The sequence below is a fragment of the Methylobacterium sp. J-030 genome (genome assembly GCF_022829545.1).
In the GTDB taxonomy this organism is placed as follows: domain Bacteria; phylum Pseudomonadota; class Alphaproteobacteria; order Rhizobiales; family Beijerinckiaceae; genus Methylobacterium.
On the sequence record NZ_JAKSYM010000171.1, the window covers coordinates 1 to 16,140 of the forward strand.

A 16,140-nucleotide genomic window follows, 5' to 3' on the forward strand; every position below is an offset into this window, starting at 1 on the left:
TCACCTGGATGCGGGCGTTGCCACGGTCGGCGATGTAGATGTTGTCGTTCGCGTCCGAGGCGATCGAGTGCAGGGTGCGAAACTGACCCGGCTCGGTGCCGTAGCTGCCGTAGGAGTCGACCCAGTTGCCGTCCTTGTCGATCTTGGCCACGCGTGAGTTGATGTAGCCGTCGCTGATGTAGGCGTTGCCTGCCTTGTCCCAGGCCACGTCGGTGACCTGCCGGAACTGGCCCTGCACCGGTGGCAGCGGCGGCATGGGATGCTTCCAGGGTTCGGCAGTCTCGTCGGCGGCTTCGGTCTTGCGGCCCCAGACCATGGCGACGCGGCCCTCAGGGGTGAACTTCACCACCATGTCTGAGCCCTTGTCCAGAACCCAGATGTTGTCCTCGTGGTCGACGCGCACGACGTGGGCGAAGGACCAGGCGTACAGGCCGTGGCCGATCTCCCGGACGAAGGTGCCGTCCGGATTGAACTCCAAGAGCTGGGTGGCAGCCGCGCCGTAGGCGGGCCCCTGCGTCGCCCCGCGTGACAGGATGAAGATGTGGCCCTTCGAGTTCAGGGCGATGCCGGCGACCTCACCGAAGAAGATGTCCGGCGGCAGCTTGAGGAAGTCCGGGACCGAGTCGAACGCGATCTCGGAAACCTGCGTCGCGGTGGACGAAGGTGACGCTGCTGAGGAAGCAGGTGCCTCGCCTGCTTTGATCTCGTCGGCGCGCACCGCCGGCAGCGTCAGGGCGAGCACGCCCACAGCAACGCACAAGGAGCGGATCATCTCAGGCTTCCTCACGGGCCAGCTGGTTCGATCGCCGAGCTTGGCCACGCCGGCTTAGCCCGAAAACCGACAGCTCGGAAGCCAACGCTCGGTGATCACTGCGGATCGGCCCCGATCTCACGCAGATATGCGGCCGTCGCCGGGTGCAGCCAAGCCGCCGGCACGTTCGAGACGAGATTGCGGGGGTCGCTCTCTCGGCCCTGAGGATAGAGCCGGGCCAAGGTCTCTCGACCTCGGTCGATCGCGTGCACGAGCCGGGTGACACCGGCAGCATCGAGGCCAGGGCGCGCCAGGATGAAACTCCAAGACCCGACGGTCTCGATGGGTGCATCCTGTCCGCGGAAGGAGCCAGCCGGGACGGTCAAGCGGCGCATTGAGGCGCGCAGGGCCAGGATCTTTGGGATCGCCTCGGGTGCAGGGCCGAAGAAGCGGGCGCCGCCGGGCGCATCCGCGAGGGTCTTGAAGCCGGGCCAGCCGAGGCTTGCGCCCCACAAAGCGGCTGCTCGGCCGTCGAGGACCTGTGTGGCACCCTCGCCAGCGTCATCGAGGAGGATCGGCGTGATGTCGTGCTCCGGATCGATGCCGGAGCCTTGCAGCACGGTTCGTCCCATGATCGTGAAGCCCGAGCCGCGCGTGCCGAGTGCGACGGGACGGCCGTGCAGATCCTGCACGCTCCGGATCGAACTTTCGGCTGGTACCACGAACAGGCCGGGCGAGGCATCGATGGGTGCCACGACCTTCAAGCTGAGGCCGTTGGCACTTTGGCCGGATAAGGCCTCGTAGGCGTACTCGCCCTGCACCAACGCGAGGTCGAGCTCGGCCGCCTTGAGCAGGGTCAGGTTCTCGGTCGAGCCCTTCGTAATCCTCGACGCGATCACCACACCCGGATCGACCTCATGGACCGCCGCAATGAGCGCGCGGCCGAAGGCCGGGAATGAACCGCCCGGCGTCGCGGTCCCGAGGGTTAGGCGGAGGGCAGAATCAAGCTGTTGAGCCCATGCGGGCGACGTCGCGGCGAGACCCGTCAGCCCCAAGAGCAGTTCACGCCGTCGCATCATGATCTCCCTCACTGAGACGTTCACTTCGGACCGGCAACGCTGGAGCTGAGCGGCGCATCTCGACAATCGCCCCGGAAAGCTCTCACATTCACAGTCGAAACATACGCGGGATCCAAGGTCGCACGCCAACCAGAGCGACCGACAATGTCCCGCACTCGGTGGGGAGGGGTGTGCGATGCGACGGGACGCGCTGCTGACGGCTATGGTGGCTGCCATGAGCCTTCTCTGCGTCGGAGGCGCCGTCGCGAAACCGCTGGTCTTCACGGGCATTCGGCTGATCGATGGTCGATCAGCTCAGCCGATCGAGGACGCAGTGCTGGTCGTCGATGGCGCCCGCATCGTCGCTGCAGGACCACGCGCGGCGGTCGCGGTACCCTCCGATGCCGAGATTCGGGATTTGCACGGCCGCACGATCATGCCGGGGCTGATCTCCGACCACTCCCACGTCGGCATCGTGCAGGGCGTCGATGTCGGCGCCCAGAACTACACGCGCGAGAACATCCTTGCCCAGCTCAAGGCCTACACGGACCGGGGTGTGACCACGGTCATGGCGCTCGGGCTCAACGGCGCGATCATGCCCGAGGTCCGCGCCGAGGCGCACGCGGGCCGGATCCCCGGCGCCGATCTGTTCGGCGTCGATCGTGGCATCGGCGTACCCAACGGGGGACCACCGCAGGCGATGATCCGCGTGAGCGCCGACCAGCTCTTTCGCCCTGCCGACGCCGAGGAGGGTCGCGAGGCGGTCCGGGCGATGAAGGCGCGCGGCACCGACATGGTAAAGCTCTGGCTCGACGATTTCGGCGGCTCCGTGCCGGCCAGGATGCAGCCGGCCGTCTACGCCGCCGTGATCGACGAGGCCCACCGCCTCGGGCTGCGGGTCGCCGCGCACGTGCACGACCTGGAGGATGCGCGGGCAGTCACCAAGGCCGGCGTGGACGTGCTGGCGCACGGCGTGCGCGACAAGCCGGTCGACGCGGACATGATCGCGTTGCTCAAGGCGCACGACACTTGGTACATCGCGACGCTTGCCCTGGACGAGGCAACCTTCGCCTACGCTGACGCACCGGCCTGGGCGCAGACGCCTTTTGTTCGGGGCGCGCTCGCGCCCGCTCTCAAGGCTCGGTTCGACGACCCTGCTTGGCAGCGTGAGACGCGCGCGAGCGCCAAGGCGCAGGCCGCCCGCGACTCGCTGGCGATGAACCTGGCCAACCTGAAGCGCCTCTCCGACGCCGGCGTGCGGATCGGCTTCGGGACCGATAGCGGCGCGGCGCCCGAACGCGTCCCAGGCGTAGCGGAGCATCGCGAGTTGGCATTGATGGTCCAGGCGGGCTTCACGCCCATGCAGGCCCTGATCACCGCGACGTCGCGGGCGGCCGACCTTCTCGATCTCGCCGATCGCGGCAGCTTGGAAGTCGGTCGCCGGGCCGATCTTGTCGTCCTGGCTGCAGATCCCTCCGAGGATATCGCCAACAGCGCCCAGATCGTCGAGGTGTGGCGAGGCGGTCGTCAGCAGGCCGTAGCCTCAGGGGCGACGCCCTGAGTGAGCTCGCGACACTCAGCGCGATCGGCCGAGCCGCCGCCAGCAGGGGCTTGCGTATCCGTGAGAGAGGCGAAACGGGCGATGAATACGCGGTGAGATGCTGATCGTCCCGCACGCGCTCGGTTCCGGCTGTGTTGGCTGCTGCTATCGAATCGCGTCTGGGCCGCCGTCGTCCGAGACGCCCAGCACCGTCGTGAGATACGCGATGACCTTGCGGGCGTCGTCCGACTCCGGATCTGTGCCCATCATCACGCGCCAATACCGACGCGCGCTCTGGTCGTCGTACTGCTTGCTGACCACCAATCGGCCGTCGTGGCAGCCCGAGCAGGTCTGCTTGACCAGAGCGGCATTCTCACCCGGTGGGAAGGGTGACGTGTCCTGCGCAGCCGCCGGGCTGGCAAGGAGCAGCATGAGCGGCCAGCACTTCATTCCTGTGGTGCTCCGAGGGACCGATGCGCATAGTCGGTCCAGTACATGTTCAGAAACAACACCAACTCGTGCACGACATTGACGAGCTTGCCGGTCGCGTAGGCCCAGTCCCGATCGTCCGCCACGCGCAACGCCAGGGTGAGGCGCCGTGCCCGCAGCGAAGGGGTGACCTTGGCGCGCGATGGATCGATGCGCCGATGTTCCGGCAGGCCCTCGGCATGGCGCTCCTCTAGGAACGCGTCGATGGCCGCGCGCAGGGGCGAGCGCGCCTCGATGTCGAGCAGCAGGTCCGGGCAGGCCAGCCGGCCCTGTCGCGGATCGGCGACGACGCGCAGCCGGCGCGGCAGCATCCACCGGAACTCGGCCGTCCAGACGCCGTCGCGACCGGCGCGCTCCTCGAACTCCAAGAACACGCCGCGATCCGCATAGCGATACAGGACGGCAGCGGCCTGCTGTGCGGGGTTGGTGCTCACGGCGTCAGTGGTAATAGGCCATCACGCCCGGCTCGACCTTGCCGAGGAAGCCGGGCTCGTAGGCCTCCTTGACCCAGAAGTCCTTCTTGGCCTGGCAGTTGATGACGGTCGGCCGGCTCTCGGTCTCGGCCACCTTCCAGGCGCGTTCCAGGGCCGGACGGAACGCCTCGGGGGTGCACACGTACTCGCCGTGCCCGCCGAGGCCCTCGGCGACCCGGTCGTAGCGCAGGTTCTCCTGAAACAGGTGAAGGGGCGCGCGGTTCGCCTCGTTGCGAGCCGGGTACCACGTCCCCCAGGAATTGTTGTTGTAGACGATGATCACCACCGGCATCCGGTACTTCGCCAGGGTCTCGACCTCCATCCCGGTGAAGCCGAAGCCGGCGTCGCCCGTGATGCAGACGATCGGGTGCCCCCTGTGCGCTGCCTGCGGGCCGATGCCGCTCTGGACGGCCGCGGCGACGCCCACGGCATAGCCGACGTCCGGTCCGATCGCTCCGTATTGGTAGGCTCCATTGCAGATCTGTCCGGCGCGGTTGGCCTGGAGCCAGCGGCGGGTGTAGCGGGCGATGCCGTAGCCGCCGGAGACTACGGTCGTCTGATCGGGCGGGATGTCGCCGCGGTACAGGAAGTCGGCCAATTCCTTGCCGATCACCGCCGGGTGGACGGCATCGGTGTAGCTGCGTCCGAGCCCGTAGTACCGGTCGTTCTCCGCGAGGAACGCCTTGCGGGCCGTGGCAATCTCGTTCAGCCACGGGTCGTGGGCCAGCTTGGGGCAGGCCTCCGCCAGGGCCTCCAGCGCCAAGCGCTCGTCGCTCACGATGCCGAGGTCGATCGGCAGGTTGCGGCCGATGTCCCCGCCCTCGGGCTCGATGCGGATGTACTTGGCGTCCGGCCCGAACGCGTACTCGCCCACCGTCGGCATGCAGTACTGGCCGACGAGAAGCACCAGGTCTGCGCTGGGCAGCGCGCTCGGCGCATCGCTCGCGGTCAGGGGGTGGTTGTCGGGGAATTGCCCGCGCACCGGGCCGGACTCGACGACCGGGATCTGCGCCTGTTCGGCGAAGGCGCGCAAGGCATCCCAGGCCCGGCTGTAGAACACGCCGGTTGAGGACACGATGATCGGCCGTTGCGCCTGCTGGATCAGCGCCACCGCCTTGCGGATGTCGGCGGCGGCCGGTCCGGGACGGCTCTCGGTGCGATAGCGATCCTTCTCCACGTTGTAGGCGATGTCCCGGGCCGTCCGGAACCGGGCGACGGCGACTTCCTTGGGGAAGTCCAGGTGCACCGGTCCCGGGATGCCCGTGCGCAACTGGCGGAAGGCGTAGGCCGCGTATTCGTGGACCCGGGACGGCAGGATGAGGCGCTTGCCGTACTTCTTGATCCCCTCCGTGAGCGGCTGCTGGTACAGCATCTGGATGCCCTGCTCGGAATCCTCGCCGCGCAGGTCGCGGTTGCTGGCGAGCACGAGCATGGGCGTGCGGCAGGAGTTGGCGGCGGCGATGGCGCCGATCATGTTGGTGAAGCCCGGACCCTCGGTGCCGGAGCAGGCGGCGACTTCGCCGGTCACCCGGATGAAGGCGTCCGCGGCACTGGCCATCGCGCCCTCGTTGCGACCCGAGTAGGCGGGGATGCCCTGGTCGGCGATAGCGTGGATGACTTCATAATTGCCGGGGCAGCAGAACAGGGCGGCCAGGCCTTCGGCCTTGCAGGCGCGCGCGAACACGTCCGCCCCGGTCATCGGAAAGTCGATGTTCGGGAGTGGGGCTGTGGCGCGAGAGGCGACCTCGTCCGGGACCTTTGGCTCCGGGGTTGCCGGCCGCCCGTTCTCCTGGGTCGCGGCATCGGCCCGCGAGACGGCGGTCGCGGCAGCGGCTCCCGCCCCGACTGCCGCAGCGCGGAGGAAGCTTCGCCGCGAACTGACCGAGGCAGGATCCTGGCTCATCATGACCTCCCGGAAGGTATTGTTATTTATCAAGCAAAGCAGATCATGAACGCGGACGGAGCGTCAATCGAATGGATGGGGCCGATGTTGCACAATGGTCCATATGTAACGGCCATCTCTGCAAATAACTCGCGGAGGCAAACATCAGTACGCCGAGCCGAGCTCGAGCCTTTCACCGTGCTAGAATTCCGATAAAGCTGTCGCGACGGCATCTTAGCCAACAATGCCACCTGCTCACGGCGTGGGGTATCGGCTGAACGGCACCCGGGCGCGATCGGCCGCCCGGTGCGCCCGCTTCTCGCCGGGCCCGCTACTTTCCCGGCCGGTTCGGGATCGGTGGCTTGCCGTCTGCGCCCTCGACCGTTCCCACTCCCGGCGTGACGTCCGCCGTGCCTTTGACCTCGGGCCTTCGCGGGGCGTTCTCGCCGTTTCTGCCCGGTTCAGCGCTGGTTTGTGTCGCGCTGCCGGCGATGGGTGGCCTGTCGCCGGCCGGATTATCCTGAGCTGCGGCGATCCCGGGTATGGAAAGGGAGAGCAGGCAGGCGAGGCTGCGGGACAGGGGGCTACGGACCATGGCGGTTCCTCCGTCTTTGTCATCGCCGCAGCTATCGGAGCATCGCGGACGACCGATGATCGGACGCCCCTGGCCGCTCTGGTCGTCACGGCAGGTAAAGGCGTACTCTGGCCAGGGAAGTGGTTCTCCAGGCTCAACGGTCCAGAGCCGGAGCAAATCTCGGGCGGACCGATCCGACGCGATCTACGCGCATCGCTGCAGCGAGACCCGGCCGCGCGCCGCTCGGCCTGAGCTTCCCGTCATGTCTACCTAACGGAGGCGCTGCAGGACGCGGTCGATGTCGGCCGTTGTCATCTCCCACTCGTTCTGGAAGTTGGCCACGACGCTGCGCATGAACTGCGGCTGGAGGCGCTCGGCTTCAGCCGTGTCGCAGAGGTGGTCGACGAGCAGCGCGTACGCGAGCTGCGACGGCTCCGGCCCCTCGTAGCTCCACTCGAAGCCGTTGCGCGAATAGCACTTCGTCTCGGTCTTTTCCTCGAGCGGCTCGCCGTCGACAGTGACGACGATCCCATCGATGGTGCGATCCCCCACGTAGACCTTGTTCACGGGCGCGCCTCCCTCATCTGGTGCCGCGGCGTGCGGCCGTCGGAGCGGTTGCGCATCACCTCGGGGAAGATCCAGAGGCTGACCACCATGAACGGGCCGAGGAACGCCACCGCCCAGCGTGGGCCGACTTGATCGAGGTGGCCCATGTAGAACCACCCCGCGAGCGCGGCCAAGGCCACGGCGACGGACAAGCCGAACTTGATGGGAAACGGCATCGCGTTCCTCCCGGACCGGTGGTTGTTCTTACAGGGTGAAGACGGAGCTGACCTGCTGGAGCAGGCCGAGCGCGCCGCCGAGCCCGGCTAGCACGATGGCGAGCCCGGCGAGGCCGTCACGCCAGCGCTGGGGCCAGACGTTGAACAGGCCCGGGGCGAACAGGACGGCCAGGCCGCCCACGATGACGAGGCTCGTCCAGCGCAGGTTGGCAGCGCCGTAGGCGAGACCACCACCGACCAGCGCCAGCAGCATGAGGACGTTGGCCGCCAGCAGCAGCAGGCCGAGCGGCCGACCCCTCAGGTCGGGGCGTGTCTCGAGCGGGAACATGCCCGCAAGGACGTAGAAGCCGACGCTGGCGACGCCGGCGAAGAGGGCGAACCACGCCAGCGCGGCGACGTTCGGTTCGATCATGTTCATGGAGAACCTTCCAAGTGTCGGGGCACCCCCCCGTGGGCGCCGCACGTCGCGTGCAGCGGGGGGCTTACTCGGCCGGCTGCATCGCGCCGGGCTCGGAGGCCCCGGGCGTACGGGCGGTCTTGCGCATGTCGGTCCTCACGTGACGCGTGTCGTAGCCGTTGAAGAGCGTGCCGATGAGGCCGCGGTTGAGGTCCGAGGTGCCGAACAGCCAGTCCATGATCGGGAAGGTGAGGTTCATGTTCCGCTCCATCATGATCGACTGGTCATGGTGCGCGGTGTGGTGCCGGCGGTTCGTGTTGATGAACGGCATGTTGCGGACGAACCAGTTGTCCTCGACGTGACAGCAGAAGTGCATGAACTCGTAGATCATGTAGATGCTCGTCGTCGTGGTGATGAACAGCCAGCCGACGTTGGCTGTGAACACGTTGCCGAGCACGATCGCGCCGGGGATCGACATCAGCGTGAAGGTCGCGAGCGCGTAGGGCGGAAAGAACGTCACCCGGTAGTCGCGATGGTCGGCGAAGCGCATCTCGTGATCGGTGAAGAACTGGTGGTGCTGGAGGGTGTGCCGGTTGTAGACGGCCCGGCCGATCGGATTGCTCTGCGGCCGATGCATCACATAGCGGTGCAGCCACCACTCGAAGAAGTTGCAGAACAGGAACACGACCGGCACCGTGGCGAGTTCCGCCCATGTCGGCGCCTTGATGTTGGAGATGTAGATGTACAGCGCCGTCAGGCCGATGGTGTAGATGATCGCGATGTGCAGGAAGCCGTTGTACCAGCCGGCGACGCGCTGCCGGTAGTTGGCCCGGTAGTTCCGCTGCCGCGCGCTCATCTTAGTGACCGCGAGTTCCATTGCACCTCTCCCCTATCCGAATGCTCTTTGGGCGGTCGTGTCGATCGCTCCGGCGAAGCTGTTCAGTCGGCCATCGTCGGCGAAGCGCTGCTCAACAGATGAGTTGGTCGCGCGGCGGCAGAAACTGCACCGTGTGACCACGTAATCTTTGGCGAGGCGAGCGGCCCTCGCGGACTGGCTTGCCGGGTATCCAGCTCATCCTCGACGGACAGCGCGAGACGGCGTTCCTCCCGCCGCGTGCCACCCAGTACGTGTTCGCTCGGCCCACGTCGTCATGTGAATATCATTGATATATCAGATGTCAACAGTTGAGGGCAGACGTCATCACAGGTTGGGAATGCGGGTCGCCTCGCGTTCCCATCCCCTTCCGTCAGTGTGAGATCGCTTCCAGGGACCTGCCCCGCGTCTCGATGCCGAGGATGCCCACGCTCGCCGCGGCGATGACGAAGGAGCCGGCGCCCAGGGCGAACACGCCGCCGTGACCGAGCGTCGGCAGGATGAGCCCGATGACGTAGGGGCCGATCAGCGAGCCGACGCGGCCGACGGCCGAGGCGCAGCCGGCTCCGGTCGCGCGTGCACGGGTCGGGTAGAGCTCGGGCGTGTAGGCGTAAAGGACCGACCACATGCCGAACAGGAAGAACTGCATCATCAGCCCGAACGCGATGAGCCAGCCGAAGCTCGGGGAATGCCCGTACAGGTAGGCTGCCACGGCGCTACCCAGCAGCATCAGGACGGCGGTCGGCTTGCGGCCCCAGCGTTCGACGAGGATGGCCGAGGCGATGAAGCCCGGCACGCCCGCGAGCGAGATCAGGATCGTGTAGGTCACCGATTTGGCGACGCTGTAGCCCGCATCCTGCAGCAGAGCTCCAAGCCAGGTGGTGAGCCCGTAGAAGCCCAGCAGTGCGAAGAACCACGTCAGCCAGATCATGACCGTGCGGCTGGCGTAGCCCGGGCTCCAGAGTTCAAGGAACGAGAAGCGGCGCTCGCCCTGAGCCTGCTCGGGCAGGACCTCCGGCTCGGACAGCGCCCGGCCGTCGAGGCGCGCGGCCACCTTCGTCTCGATGGTCGCCATCACGCGGTCGGCCTCGTCGTGCCGTCCGCGGTCCGCGAGCCATCGCGGCGACTCCGGCACGAGGAAGCGGATCACGAACAGGAACAGGGCCGGCACGGCCTGCGCCAGGAAGACGGCACGCCAGTCGAAGTAGCTCAACAGGACGTAGCTGAGGCAGCCCGCCGCGATGAAGCCGAGCGGCCAGAAGCCCTCCATGACCGCGAGGTAGCGGCCGCGCTTATTTGTCGGCAGGAACTCCGACACGATGGCCAGGGCCACCGGGAACTCCATGCCCATGCCGAACCCGAGGAGCAGGCGGGCGTAGCCGAGCATGGTCGCGTCAGGCGCGTAGGCGCACCACGCGCTGCCCAAGCCCCAGAATATCATGCTGATCTGGAAGACGAGCTTCCGGCCGAAGCGGTCGGCGAGCATCCCGGAGAGCGCCGCGCCGGCGAACATACCGATGAAGCTCATGCTCGACAGGAGCCCGGCCTGGGCCGTCGAGAGCCCGAACTCCGTCTTGATCGAGCCGAGCAGAAAGGTGAGCGAGCCGAGGTCGATCGAGTCGAAGAACCAGGCCGTCGCGATGATGAGAAAGATATTGCGCTGGAATTGGGTCATCGGCAGGCGCTCGAGGCGCGCCGCGATCACCGCGCTCGACCCGCTCGCAACGCGGGCGGGGGTGCCGGTCGTAGCGCGTTCCGGCAGCACGTCGCCGGCGGGTATCGCGATTTGCCCTACCATCTCCTGCCTCCCTGCATTTCTGGTATGTGCGGGATGTTCATGCAGGATACTTCTGATCGGCGCAAGATATATCAGGCGTATGCCCTTGCGCAGGAATAGGCCTCGCACCATGCAAATCCACGGTGCCGCGGTGCGCGGAACGGCCAGGGCAAGGGGGTTGTCGGCCATGAACTTCGTGACCGGAAAGACCACGTCGGTCCGTGCTGCACCACGTGGCGAGAAGAGGGCGAGGAAGGCCTTCGAGGGGGCGCTCGAAGCGACCGCTGACCGTGAAGACCTACCCGATCTGACGCTCACGGACCGAGCCTACCAAGAATTGGAGGAGCTGATCACGACGCTCGTCCTCCCGCCCGGCATGGTGCTCGGCGAGCAGAACCTGGTTCAGCGCCTCGGGATCGGCCGCACCCCGATTCGGGAAGCCCTGCAGCGTCTCGCCCGCGACGGCCTCGTCGTGGTCATGCCGAGGCGCGGCATCCTCGTCTCCGACATCAACATACGCACCCAGCTGCGCTTGCTAGAGACCCGCCGCGTGCTGGAGCGCCTGATCGCCCGCCTCGCCGCGGAACGGTCCACCAAGGAGGAGCGCGAGGTCTTCGCCGGCCTCGCGCAGGACATGCGCGAGGCGGCCACGGCGTCGGACGACCTGGCGTTCATGCGCCTCGACCGTCAATTCAACGACCTGATCGCGACGGCCTCGCGCAATGAGTTCGCGGTGCGCGCGCTGGAGAGCATGGCGGGCCTGTCCCGGCGCTTCTGGTACCAGCACTACAAGCAGGCCGCCGATCTGCCGCTGGCCGCAAACCTCCACGCCGACGTCTGCGAGGCGGTCGCGCGCCGTGACGTCGATGCCGCCGGCGCCGCCTCGGACAAGCTCGTCGATTACATCGAGAGCTTCGCCCGCAAGACGCTCGACGTCTAGTCGACGCCAAGCGCGACTGGACGGCCGAGGTGGTCGCTCGGCTCCCCTACGAGAGCGGCTCGTGCGCCGGGCCGCCGGATTGCGGCGGCCGTCGATCGACGCGGACCGGGCGGGACGAGCCGCACCGGCGCGGAAGTGCTCAGCGGCCCTCGCGCGGCACGTCGGCGAAGGGCAGCGTCATGCGACGACGGCCGAGCGGGTCGTAGACGTCGACGGCCCAGCCCACCCAGGCGTCGTGTGCGTCCCCTCGGTAAGACGCGCGGCGTAGTGCCGGCGGCTCGCTGGGCGTCCGGTCGCCCCGGACAGGCTTCGATGTTCGGGATGGGTCGTTCATGGGGTGCTCACGCGATCTCGCCGGATCGAACGGCGAAAAGCCGCCCCTCGGGATTGAAGAGCGGCGCTGGTGAGGCCCGGCCACGAGGGCGATGAGGCGACCCGCGGCCGGGCCGGCGGATCAGGACGAGCGGCGCTCCAAGCGCTCGATCGCCTCGCCGCACGTGTCGAACGCGATGCCGATCCGTGCGGCCAGCTCGCGGGCCACGCTGGCGCCGAAGGTCTCGTAGGCCTCGACGACGAGCTCGCGCATGGCCTCGGGGTCCGCGTCCGCGGCGTCGTCCGCCACCGGTGCCGGCATCACGCCGAGCGCCCGGTCGAGGCAGAGCTGCGCCAGGACGATGCGGCTGCGATTGACCTTCTCCCACCGCACGTTGTGACGCCGCTTGCTCGCGGCTTTCAGCAGGCGCTGCGAGAACGACATCAGCTCGGTCGGACGGATCAGCGCCGCGATGGCCGGCAGGAGGTCGGGGGCGGGCGGCTCGATCGTGCTCACCGCGTCCTTGAGACTGCCGAAGGGCGGGAAGTGGACGACACCGCCGCCGGAGATATGGGCGTACGTCATGCGCGCCTCCCGGTGTTCGTCAGCAGCTCGCCCTCGATTGCGGCGAGCAGCGCGAGGCGCAGGGCGCGCAGAGTTGGCACGCGCTCGACCTCGGGATCCTCGATCCGCAGGGCGTCGAGCGCGGCCTGCCGTCCGTCGATCGGCGCCTCGCGGGCGTCCGGATCGGCCGCGCGCATGGCGGCGATGGCGTTGGTCACGGGGCCGAACTGTCGGTTCGGCCCCTCTCGTAATAAGCGCTGCGGTGCGTCGGTAACGGGTAATAAGGGCGTGCGCGTGCTATAGGCGTGGGTAGCCATGAACAGCATCCTCCAGATGCGGTTGGTGGTGAGGGCCGTGCCGGAAGTTGCCTCTTCCGCGCGGCCCGCTTTTCTGATACCCAAAAAGTTATGTGGATGTCAATTCCTGATACCCAGAAAAAGCGCGGACGACCGGCGACGGGCGTGACACCGCATCAGGGGGTCCGCATGTCTGACGAGCTTCTCGCGGGGGTCGAGGCGTGGCGCGATGCGCAGTCGGATCCGAAGCCGTCTCGCGCCGAAGCCATCCGCCGCATCCTGACCGATCACCTCCGCGCGAAGGGCTTCCTGAAGTAGTCTGTGGCGCGACTGATCTGCGTCTCACCCTGCCTGTGCCTCCATGCCTCGCCCCGCACCCACCTTCGCCCTCCGCTTTCCTATCGCGGACATCCCGGATCTGGCGGCGCGCTACCAGTACGCTGACGAGAGCGCCGCGATGACGTCCGGTCGGGCGATCGCAGCCGGCGAGCACACCCGCGCAAACCTGACGACCATTCACCGCTGGAAGACCAAGGGACGAGGCCGCTCGCGGCTCGGCTGGAACACCGACGTCGAGATCGCTGATGCGCTGGCGCTCGCCGTCGCCGCGAAGACGGATCGGGCGGCCGCATCGGTGCTGTGTGGCCTCGCCGGAGTGAAGTTGCCGGTCGCTTCCGCCGTCCTGATGGCCATCGACCCGGCGAGGTATACGATCATCGACGTGCGCGCGCTGGACTCCCTCGGGGCGCTCGGCAATCGGATCGACCTCAGGCTCTATCTCACCTACCTCCATTTCTGCCGCGCGCTCGCGTTCGAGGCCGGGACATCGCTGCGCACCTTGGACCGAGCCTTGTGGCAGTGGTCGAAGAGATACGGGTCAGCCGTCGTCCGCGATGACGACAGCTGAGGGTTCGGCGTAGGCACCGGGTAGCATCACGCCCATGTGCGCTATCGGGCGATCATCACGCAGCGCGCCATAGGTCGTTGACCGATATCGGTCGATGACCTATATCGGGGCCATGACGACGCCGCTGCACGAGACCCACGAGACGACGGCCTTCATGACCCGCTGCGGGCGGCTCGGCCTGACCGAGGCTGACCGTGACGACATGGTGCTGCAGGTTGCCCGCGACCCGAGCGATGGGGCGCTCGTCAAGGGTTCGGGCGGCCTGCGCAAGGTGCGGTGGGGCGGACCGGGCGGCTACCGTATCCTGGTGGCGTACTTCGACAATCACTCGCCGGCCGTCCTCATGGCGATCCTGGCGAAGAACGAGCAGGCAAACTTCACGGCGGCTCAGATCAAGGCACTCCACGCACAGATCAAAGCGGTCAAGGACGCTCGCCGCGAGCGGCAGAACGAGTGAGACGACCTGAACCCTGGAGCCGGCCGACGCCGGCACTCTTTGTTTTGGTGGTCTATCATGGTTGACGTTACTGGCGAGATCTTCACCGATCTCATGGAAGGTTTCGAGCAGATCCGAAGGCACGATGCGGGAACCCCGGATCACGGACTTCGCATCCACCTGCCCAAGACGGTCGACGTAGCGGCGATCCGAAAACGCACCGGCAACTCGCAGCCCGTGTTCGCCGGCAGCATCGGCGTGCCGGTCGATACCGTCCGGCAGTGGGAGCAGGGCCGCAGGCAGCCGAAGGGCGCCGCGCTGGTCCTGCTGGCGATGCTGGAGAAGAACCCCCGCCTCGTCGAGGAAACGCTCGGCATAGGCTCATTCGAACCCGGCAGCGCCACTGCGGCGCCGGCGGGATAACCACGCCACTCGGCGATCACTCGCGGACCGACATCATGCCCTCCACCCTTCTGCCCCGCCTGATCTCGTGCGACGAATCCGGATTCAGCGGCAACGACATGCTCGGCTCCGGACAGCCGTTCTTCAGCTACGCATCGCACGACCTTGATCTGCACGAGGCAGACGAACTTCTAAAGGAGGCTCGAACGCGGTTTCCGGTTCAGATGCCGGAGCTCAAGGCCTGGAAGCTGATGAAGTCGCCGCGTGGACGCGAGCTGTTGTCGTTCGTTCTTGACAGATTGGACGGGCGATACATCGCAACGATCTACGATAAGCGGATGAGTTTGGCGTGTAAGCTGTTCGAATACATCTACGAACCCGTTCTCGCGAAGAACAGTCTTCTCTTCTACGAGAACGGGCTTCATCTATTCGTCGCCAACTATCTCTATATGCAGATGCTGGCAAAGGGCGCGTCCGCGGAGGCCACGGCCGCCGAGTTCGAGTCGTTCATGCGTACGCTCGATCCCACGGCGGCGCCGACGCTATTCGGTAGTGCTGACGGCGCCGGTGCCGATCCGCTACTCGGTCAAATTCTACGCTTCGCGAGGGGCTACAACGTCGTCATCGCAAACGAGACCCGCGCGCTCGGCCGCTCCAAGGCAGGCAAGTGGGTGTTGGATCTTTCGATATCTGCGGTCGCGAGCCATCTGCGCGATTGGGGCGGCCGGTATCCGCTTCTCGACGTGGTGTGCGATGACTCGAAGCCGATCAAGGATCTAAGCAATGCGTTCGACAACATGATCGGCCGTACGGACGAGGCATTCATGGAGTTGGGCGGAAAGCGAAGTAGATTGACATGGAACATGGTGAGACCCGTCCGCTTCGCTTCATCGAAGACGCATGCCGGCATCCAAATCGCAGATCTTCTCGCGGGAGCTGCAGCGATTGTCCCGGTAGCCGCGAGCCGGCCCGATCTCGCGACGATCGCGGAGCGTGCCGAGCAACACCTCAACGAGGAATGTTTGGCGCCCGACATGACTAGGATCGACCTCGACCAAGACCACGCACTCGTCAACTGGCTTATCCTAGAGGATTTGGCTTCGCGAGCCGACGTCGGAGCGGATCCACTGATCGGAATGGCGGCGATGTACGATGTGGTCCGGCGGACTGTTCCTGACGCTCGAAGAGCCATGGGACTCGACCAGGCACGTCAGCCCTCGATCGTCTAAGCATCTGCCGCCGACCTGTCCTTTCTTACGGAGCCGAGGAAGGTACGCAGGGTCGACGACAGGATCTCGGGGTCGCGCGTTTCGCATTCCCAGATCGTCAGCACGTCCCACCCGGCAGCGCGCAGCTCCCGTTCGTTGCGGGCATCGCGCTCGACGTTTCGGGCGAACTTGGCCTGCCAGAACTCGATGCGCGTCTTGGGCGTCGATGCCTTCCGACAGCCAGGATGGCGATGCCAGAAGCAGCCGTGCACGAATATCGCCTTGCGCCGGCTGGGGAACACGAGATCCGGACTGCCGCGTAGATCGCGGCGATGTAGCCTGAACCGGTAGCCGAGCGCGTGCGCCAGCTTGCGGACCCTCATCTCGGGGGTAGTGTCCTTGCCGCGCACGTTCCCCATCAGCCGTGAGCGGTCGGTCGGCGAAAGGCGGTCCATGTGCGACGGCCTCGGCAGGCAG

At 66.8% G+C, this 16,140-nt stretch carries 21 protein-coding genes; 7 read left to right on the forward strand and 14 right to left on the reverse strand.

Annotated features, from left to right (window positions below; translation table 11 throughout):
* Together MKK75_RS10900 and MKK75_RS10905 are read right to left on the reverse strand one after the other, a co-directional pair.
* The coding region (locus tag MKK75_RS10900) for a 6-bladed beta-propeller (protein ID WP_244042601.1) at window positions 1-772 on the reverse strand (772 nt) is incomplete at its 3' end.
* Between the two features lie 95 nt (window positions 773-867).
* A complete protein-coding gene (locus MKK75_RS10905; protein ID WP_244042602.1) occupies window positions 868-1,830 on the reverse strand; it encodes a TAXI family TRAP transporter solute-binding subunit in 963 nt (320 codons plus the stop codon).
* Window positions 1,831-2,005: 175 nt separating this feature from the next.
* Here MKK75_RS10905 and MKK75_RS10910 point away from each other — a divergent pair, with 175 nt between their 5' ends.
* Window positions 2,006-3,370 carry an amidohydrolase family protein gene (locus MKK75_RS10910; RefSeq protein WP_244042603.1) on the forward strand — a complete coding sequence of 455 codons (1,365 nt, stop codon included), beginning with the start codon at window positions 2,006-2,008 and terminating at the stop codon, window positions 3,368-3,370.
* A 144-nt stretch (window positions 3,371-3,514) separates the two neighbouring features.
* Here the strand turns inward: MKK75_RS10910 and MKK75_RS10915 are convergent, their stop codons facing one another.
* From MKK75_RS10915 to MKK75_RS10950, 8 genes are all read right to left on the reverse strand, one after another.
* Window positions 3,515-3,781: a hypothetical protein gene (locus MKK75_RS10915; protein WP_244042604.1), complete on the reverse strand. Its 267-nt coding sequence runs from the start codon at window positions 3,779-3,781 to the stop codon at window positions 3,515-3,517.
* A 14-nt stretch (window positions 3,782-3,795) separates the two neighbouring features.
* A complete protein-coding gene (locus MKK75_RS10920) occupies window positions 3,796-4,272 on the reverse strand; it encodes a hypothetical protein (protein ID WP_244042605.1) in 477 nt (158 codons plus the stop codon).
* Window positions 4,273-4,276: 4 nt separating this feature from the next.
* Window positions 4,277-6,010, reverse strand: a complete 1,734-nt coding sequence (locus MKK75_RS10925; RefSeq protein ID WP_244042606.1) for a thiamine pyrophosphate-binding protein — start codon at window positions 6,008-6,010, stop codon at window positions 4,277-4,279.
* A 1,027-nt stretch (window positions 6,011-7,037) separates the two neighbouring features.
* Window positions 7,038-7,334 carry a DUF6166 domain-containing protein gene (locus MKK75_RS10930; RefSeq protein WP_244042607.1) on the reverse strand — a complete coding sequence of 99 codons (297 nt, stop codon included), beginning with the start codon at window positions 7,332-7,334 and terminating at the stop codon, window positions 7,038-7,040.
* The gene (locus MKK75_RS10935) at window positions 7,331-7,549 is read right to left on the reverse strand and encodes a hypothetical protein (RefSeq protein WP_244042608.1); all 219 of its coding nucleotides are present in this window, start codon (window positions 7,547-7,549) and stop codon (window positions 7,331-7,333) included. The genes MKK75_RS10930 and MKK75_RS10935 overlap by 4 nt, the downstream gene beginning before the upstream one ends.
* A 28-nt stretch (window positions 7,550-7,577) precedes the next feature.
* The gene (locus tag MKK75_RS10940) at window positions 7,578-7,967 is read right to left on the reverse strand and encodes a hypothetical protein (RefSeq protein ID WP_244042609.1); all 390 of its coding nucleotides are present in this window, start codon (window positions 7,965-7,967) and stop codon (window positions 7,578-7,580) included.
* A gap of 64 nt (window positions 7,968-8,031) precedes the next feature.
* On the reverse strand, window positions 8,032-8,823 hold the full coding sequence (locus MKK75_RS10945; protein WP_244042610.1) for a sterol desaturase family protein: 792 nt from the start codon (window positions 8,821-8,823) through the stop codon (window positions 8,032-8,034).
* Between the two features lie 370 nt (window positions 8,824-9,193).
* Window positions 9,194-10,618 carry an MFS transporter gene (locus tag MKK75_RS10950; RefSeq protein ID WP_244042611.1) on the reverse strand — a complete coding sequence of 475 codons (1,425 nt, stop codon included), beginning with the start codon at window positions 10,616-10,618 and terminating at the stop codon, window positions 9,194-9,196.
* 166 nt (window positions 10,619-10,784) lie between these two features.
* On the opposite strand from MKK75_RS10950, the gene MKK75_RS10955 reads away from it, so the two are divergent.
* Window positions 10,785-11,537: a GntR family transcriptional regulator gene (locus MKK75_RS10955; RefSeq protein ID WP_244042612.1), complete on the forward strand. Its 753-nt coding sequence runs from the start codon at window positions 10,785-10,787 to the stop codon at window positions 11,535-11,537.
* A 139-nt stretch (window positions 11,538-11,676) separates the two neighbouring features.
* Here the strand turns inward: MKK75_RS10955 and MKK75_RS10960 are convergent, their stop codons facing one another.
* The 3 genes from MKK75_RS10960 to MKK75_RS10970 form a co-directional block, all read right to left on the reverse strand.
* On the reverse strand, window positions 11,677-11,871 hold the full coding sequence (locus MKK75_RS10960) for a hypothetical protein (protein ID WP_244042613.1): 195 nt from the start codon (window positions 11,869-11,871) through the stop codon (window positions 11,677-11,679).
* Window positions 11,872-11,991: 120 nt separating this feature from the next.
* Window positions 11,992-12,435 carry a hypothetical protein gene (locus MKK75_RS10965; protein WP_244042614.1) on the reverse strand — a complete coding sequence of 148 codons (444 nt, stop codon included), beginning with the start codon at window positions 12,433-12,435 and terminating at the stop codon, window positions 11,992-11,994.
* A complete protein-coding gene (locus MKK75_RS10970; RefSeq protein WP_244042615.1) occupies window positions 12,432-12,731 on the reverse strand; it encodes a hypothetical protein in 300 nt (99 codons plus the stop codon). Before MKK75_RS10970 ends, MKK75_RS10965 begins: the two co-directional genes overlap by 4 nt.
* Window positions 12,732-12,899: 168 nt before the next feature.
* Between MKK75_RS10970 and MKK75_RS35680 the strand changes: the two genes are divergently transcribed.
* The 5 genes from MKK75_RS35680 to MKK75_RS10990 all read left to right on the forward strand — a co-directional run bounded on the left by MKK75_RS35680 (window position 12,900) and on the right by MKK75_RS10990 (window position 15,684).
* Window positions 12,900-13,028, forward strand: a complete 129-nt coding sequence (locus tag MKK75_RS35680; protein ID WP_279593793.1) for a hypothetical protein — start codon at window positions 12,900-12,902, stop codon at window positions 13,026-13,028.
* Between the two features lie 43 nt (window positions 13,029-13,071).
* Window positions 13,072-13,617, forward strand: a complete 546-nt coding sequence (locus MKK75_RS10975) for a hypothetical protein (RefSeq protein WP_244042616.1) — start codon at window positions 13,072-13,074, stop codon at window positions 13,615-13,617.
* A 94-nt stretch (window positions 13,618-13,711) separates the two neighbouring features.
* The gene (locus tag MKK75_RS10980; RefSeq protein WP_244042617.1) at window positions 13,712-14,074 is read left to right on the forward strand and encodes an addiction module toxin RelE; all 363 of its coding nucleotides are present in this window, start codon (window positions 13,712-13,714) and stop codon (window positions 14,072-14,074) included.
* Between the two features lie 93 nt (window positions 14,075-14,167).
* Window positions 14,168-14,476 carry a helix-turn-helix domain-containing protein gene (locus MKK75_RS10985; protein ID WP_244042618.1) on the forward strand — a complete coding sequence of 103 codons (309 nt, stop codon included), beginning with the start codon at window positions 14,168-14,170 and terminating at the stop codon, window positions 14,474-14,476.
* 35 nt (window positions 14,477-14,511) lie between these two features.
* Window positions 14,512-15,684, forward strand: coding sequence for a DUF3800 domain-containing protein (locus MKK75_RS10990; RefSeq protein ID WP_244042619.1), 1,173 nt, complete (start codon window positions 14,512-14,514; stop codon window positions 15,682-15,684).
* Here MKK75_RS10990 and MKK75_RS10995 read toward each other — a convergent pair.
* On the reverse strand, window positions 15,681-16,118 hold the full coding sequence (locus MKK75_RS10995; protein WP_244042620.1) for a very short patch repair endonuclease: 438 nt from the start codon (window positions 16,116-16,118) through the stop codon (window positions 15,681-15,683). The genes MKK75_RS10990 and MKK75_RS10995 overlap by 4 nt on opposite strands.
* Between the last annotated feature and the right edge of the window lie 22 nt (window positions 16,119-16,140).

What these genes read in the sequence shown, in the direction of transcription:
- MKK75_RS10905 (WP_244042602.1), bottom strand. Translation starts at nt 1,830, where the DNA reads ATGATGCGACGGCGTGAACTGCTCTTGGGGCTGACGGGTCTCGCCGCG.
- MKK75_RS10910 (WP_244042603.1), top strand. Translation starts at nt 2,006, where the DNA reads ATGCGACGGGACGCGCTGCTGACGGCTATGGTGGCTGCCATGAGCCTT.
- MKK75_RS10915 (WP_244042604.1), bottom strand. Translation starts at nt 3,781, where the DNA reads ATGCTGCTCCTTGCCAGCCCGGCGGCTGCGCAGGACACGTCACCCTTC.
- MKK75_RS10925 (WP_244042606.1), bottom strand. Translation starts at nt 6,010, where the DNA reads ATGACCGGGGCGGACGTGTTCGCGCGCGCCTGCAAGGCCGAAGGCCTG.
- MKK75_RS10935 (WP_244042608.1), bottom strand. Translation starts at nt 7,549, where the DNA reads ATGCCGTTTCCCATCAAGTTCGGCTTGTCCGTCGCCGTGGCCTTGGCC.
- MKK75_RS10940 (WP_244042609.1), bottom strand. Translation starts at nt 7,967, where the DNA reads ATGAACATGATCGAACCGAACGTCGCCGCGCTGGCGTGGTTCGCCCTC.
- MKK75_RS10945 (WP_244042610.1), bottom strand. Translation starts at nt 8,823, where the DNA reads ATGGAACTCGCGGTCACTAAGATGAGCGCGCGGCAGCGGAACTACCGG.
- MKK75_RS10950 (WP_244042611.1), bottom strand. Translation starts at nt 10,618, where the DNA reads ATGGTAGGGCAAATCGCGATACCCGCCGGCGACGTGCTGCCGGAACGC.
- MKK75_RS10955 (WP_244042612.1), top strand. Translation starts at nt 10,785, where the DNA reads ATGAACTTCGTGACCGGAAAGACCACGTCGGTCCGTGCTGCACCACGT.
- MKK75_RS10960 (WP_244042613.1), bottom strand. Translation starts at nt 11,871, where the DNA reads ATGAACGACCCATCCCGAACATCGAAGCCTGTCCGGGGCGACCGGACG.
- MKK75_RS10965 (WP_244042614.1), bottom strand. Translation starts at nt 12,435, where the DNA reads ATGACGTACGCCCATATCTCCGGCGGCGGTGTCGTCCACTTCCCGCCC.
- MKK75_RS10970 (WP_244042615.1), bottom strand. Translation starts at nt 12,731, where the DNA reads ATGGCTACCCACGCCTATAGCACGCGCACGCCCTTATTACCCGTTACC.
- MKK75_RS35680 (WP_279593793.1), top strand. Translation starts at nt 12,900, where the DNA reads ATGTCTGACGAGCTTCTCGCGGGGGTCGAGGCGTGGCGCGATGCGCAG.
- MKK75_RS10975 (WP_244042616.1), top strand. Translation starts at nt 13,072, where the DNA reads ATGCCTCGCCCCGCACCCACCTTCGCCCTCCGCTTTCCTATCGCGGAC.
- MKK75_RS10980 (WP_244042617.1), top strand. Translation starts at nt 13,712, where the DNA reads ATGACCTATATCGGGGCCATGACGACGCCGCTGCACGAGACCCACGAG.
- MKK75_RS10985 (WP_244042618.1), top strand. Translation starts at nt 14,168, where the DNA reads ATGGAAGGTTTCGAGCAGATCCGAAGGCACGATGCGGGAACCCCGGAT.
- MKK75_RS10990 (WP_244042619.1), top strand. Translation starts at nt 14,512, where the DNA reads ATGCCCTCCACCCTTCTGCCCCGCCTGATCTCGTGCGACGAATCCGGA.
- MKK75_RS10995 (WP_244042620.1), bottom strand. Translation starts at nt 16,118, where the DNA reads ATGGACCGCCTTTCGCCGACCGACCGCTCACGGCTGATGGGGAACGTG.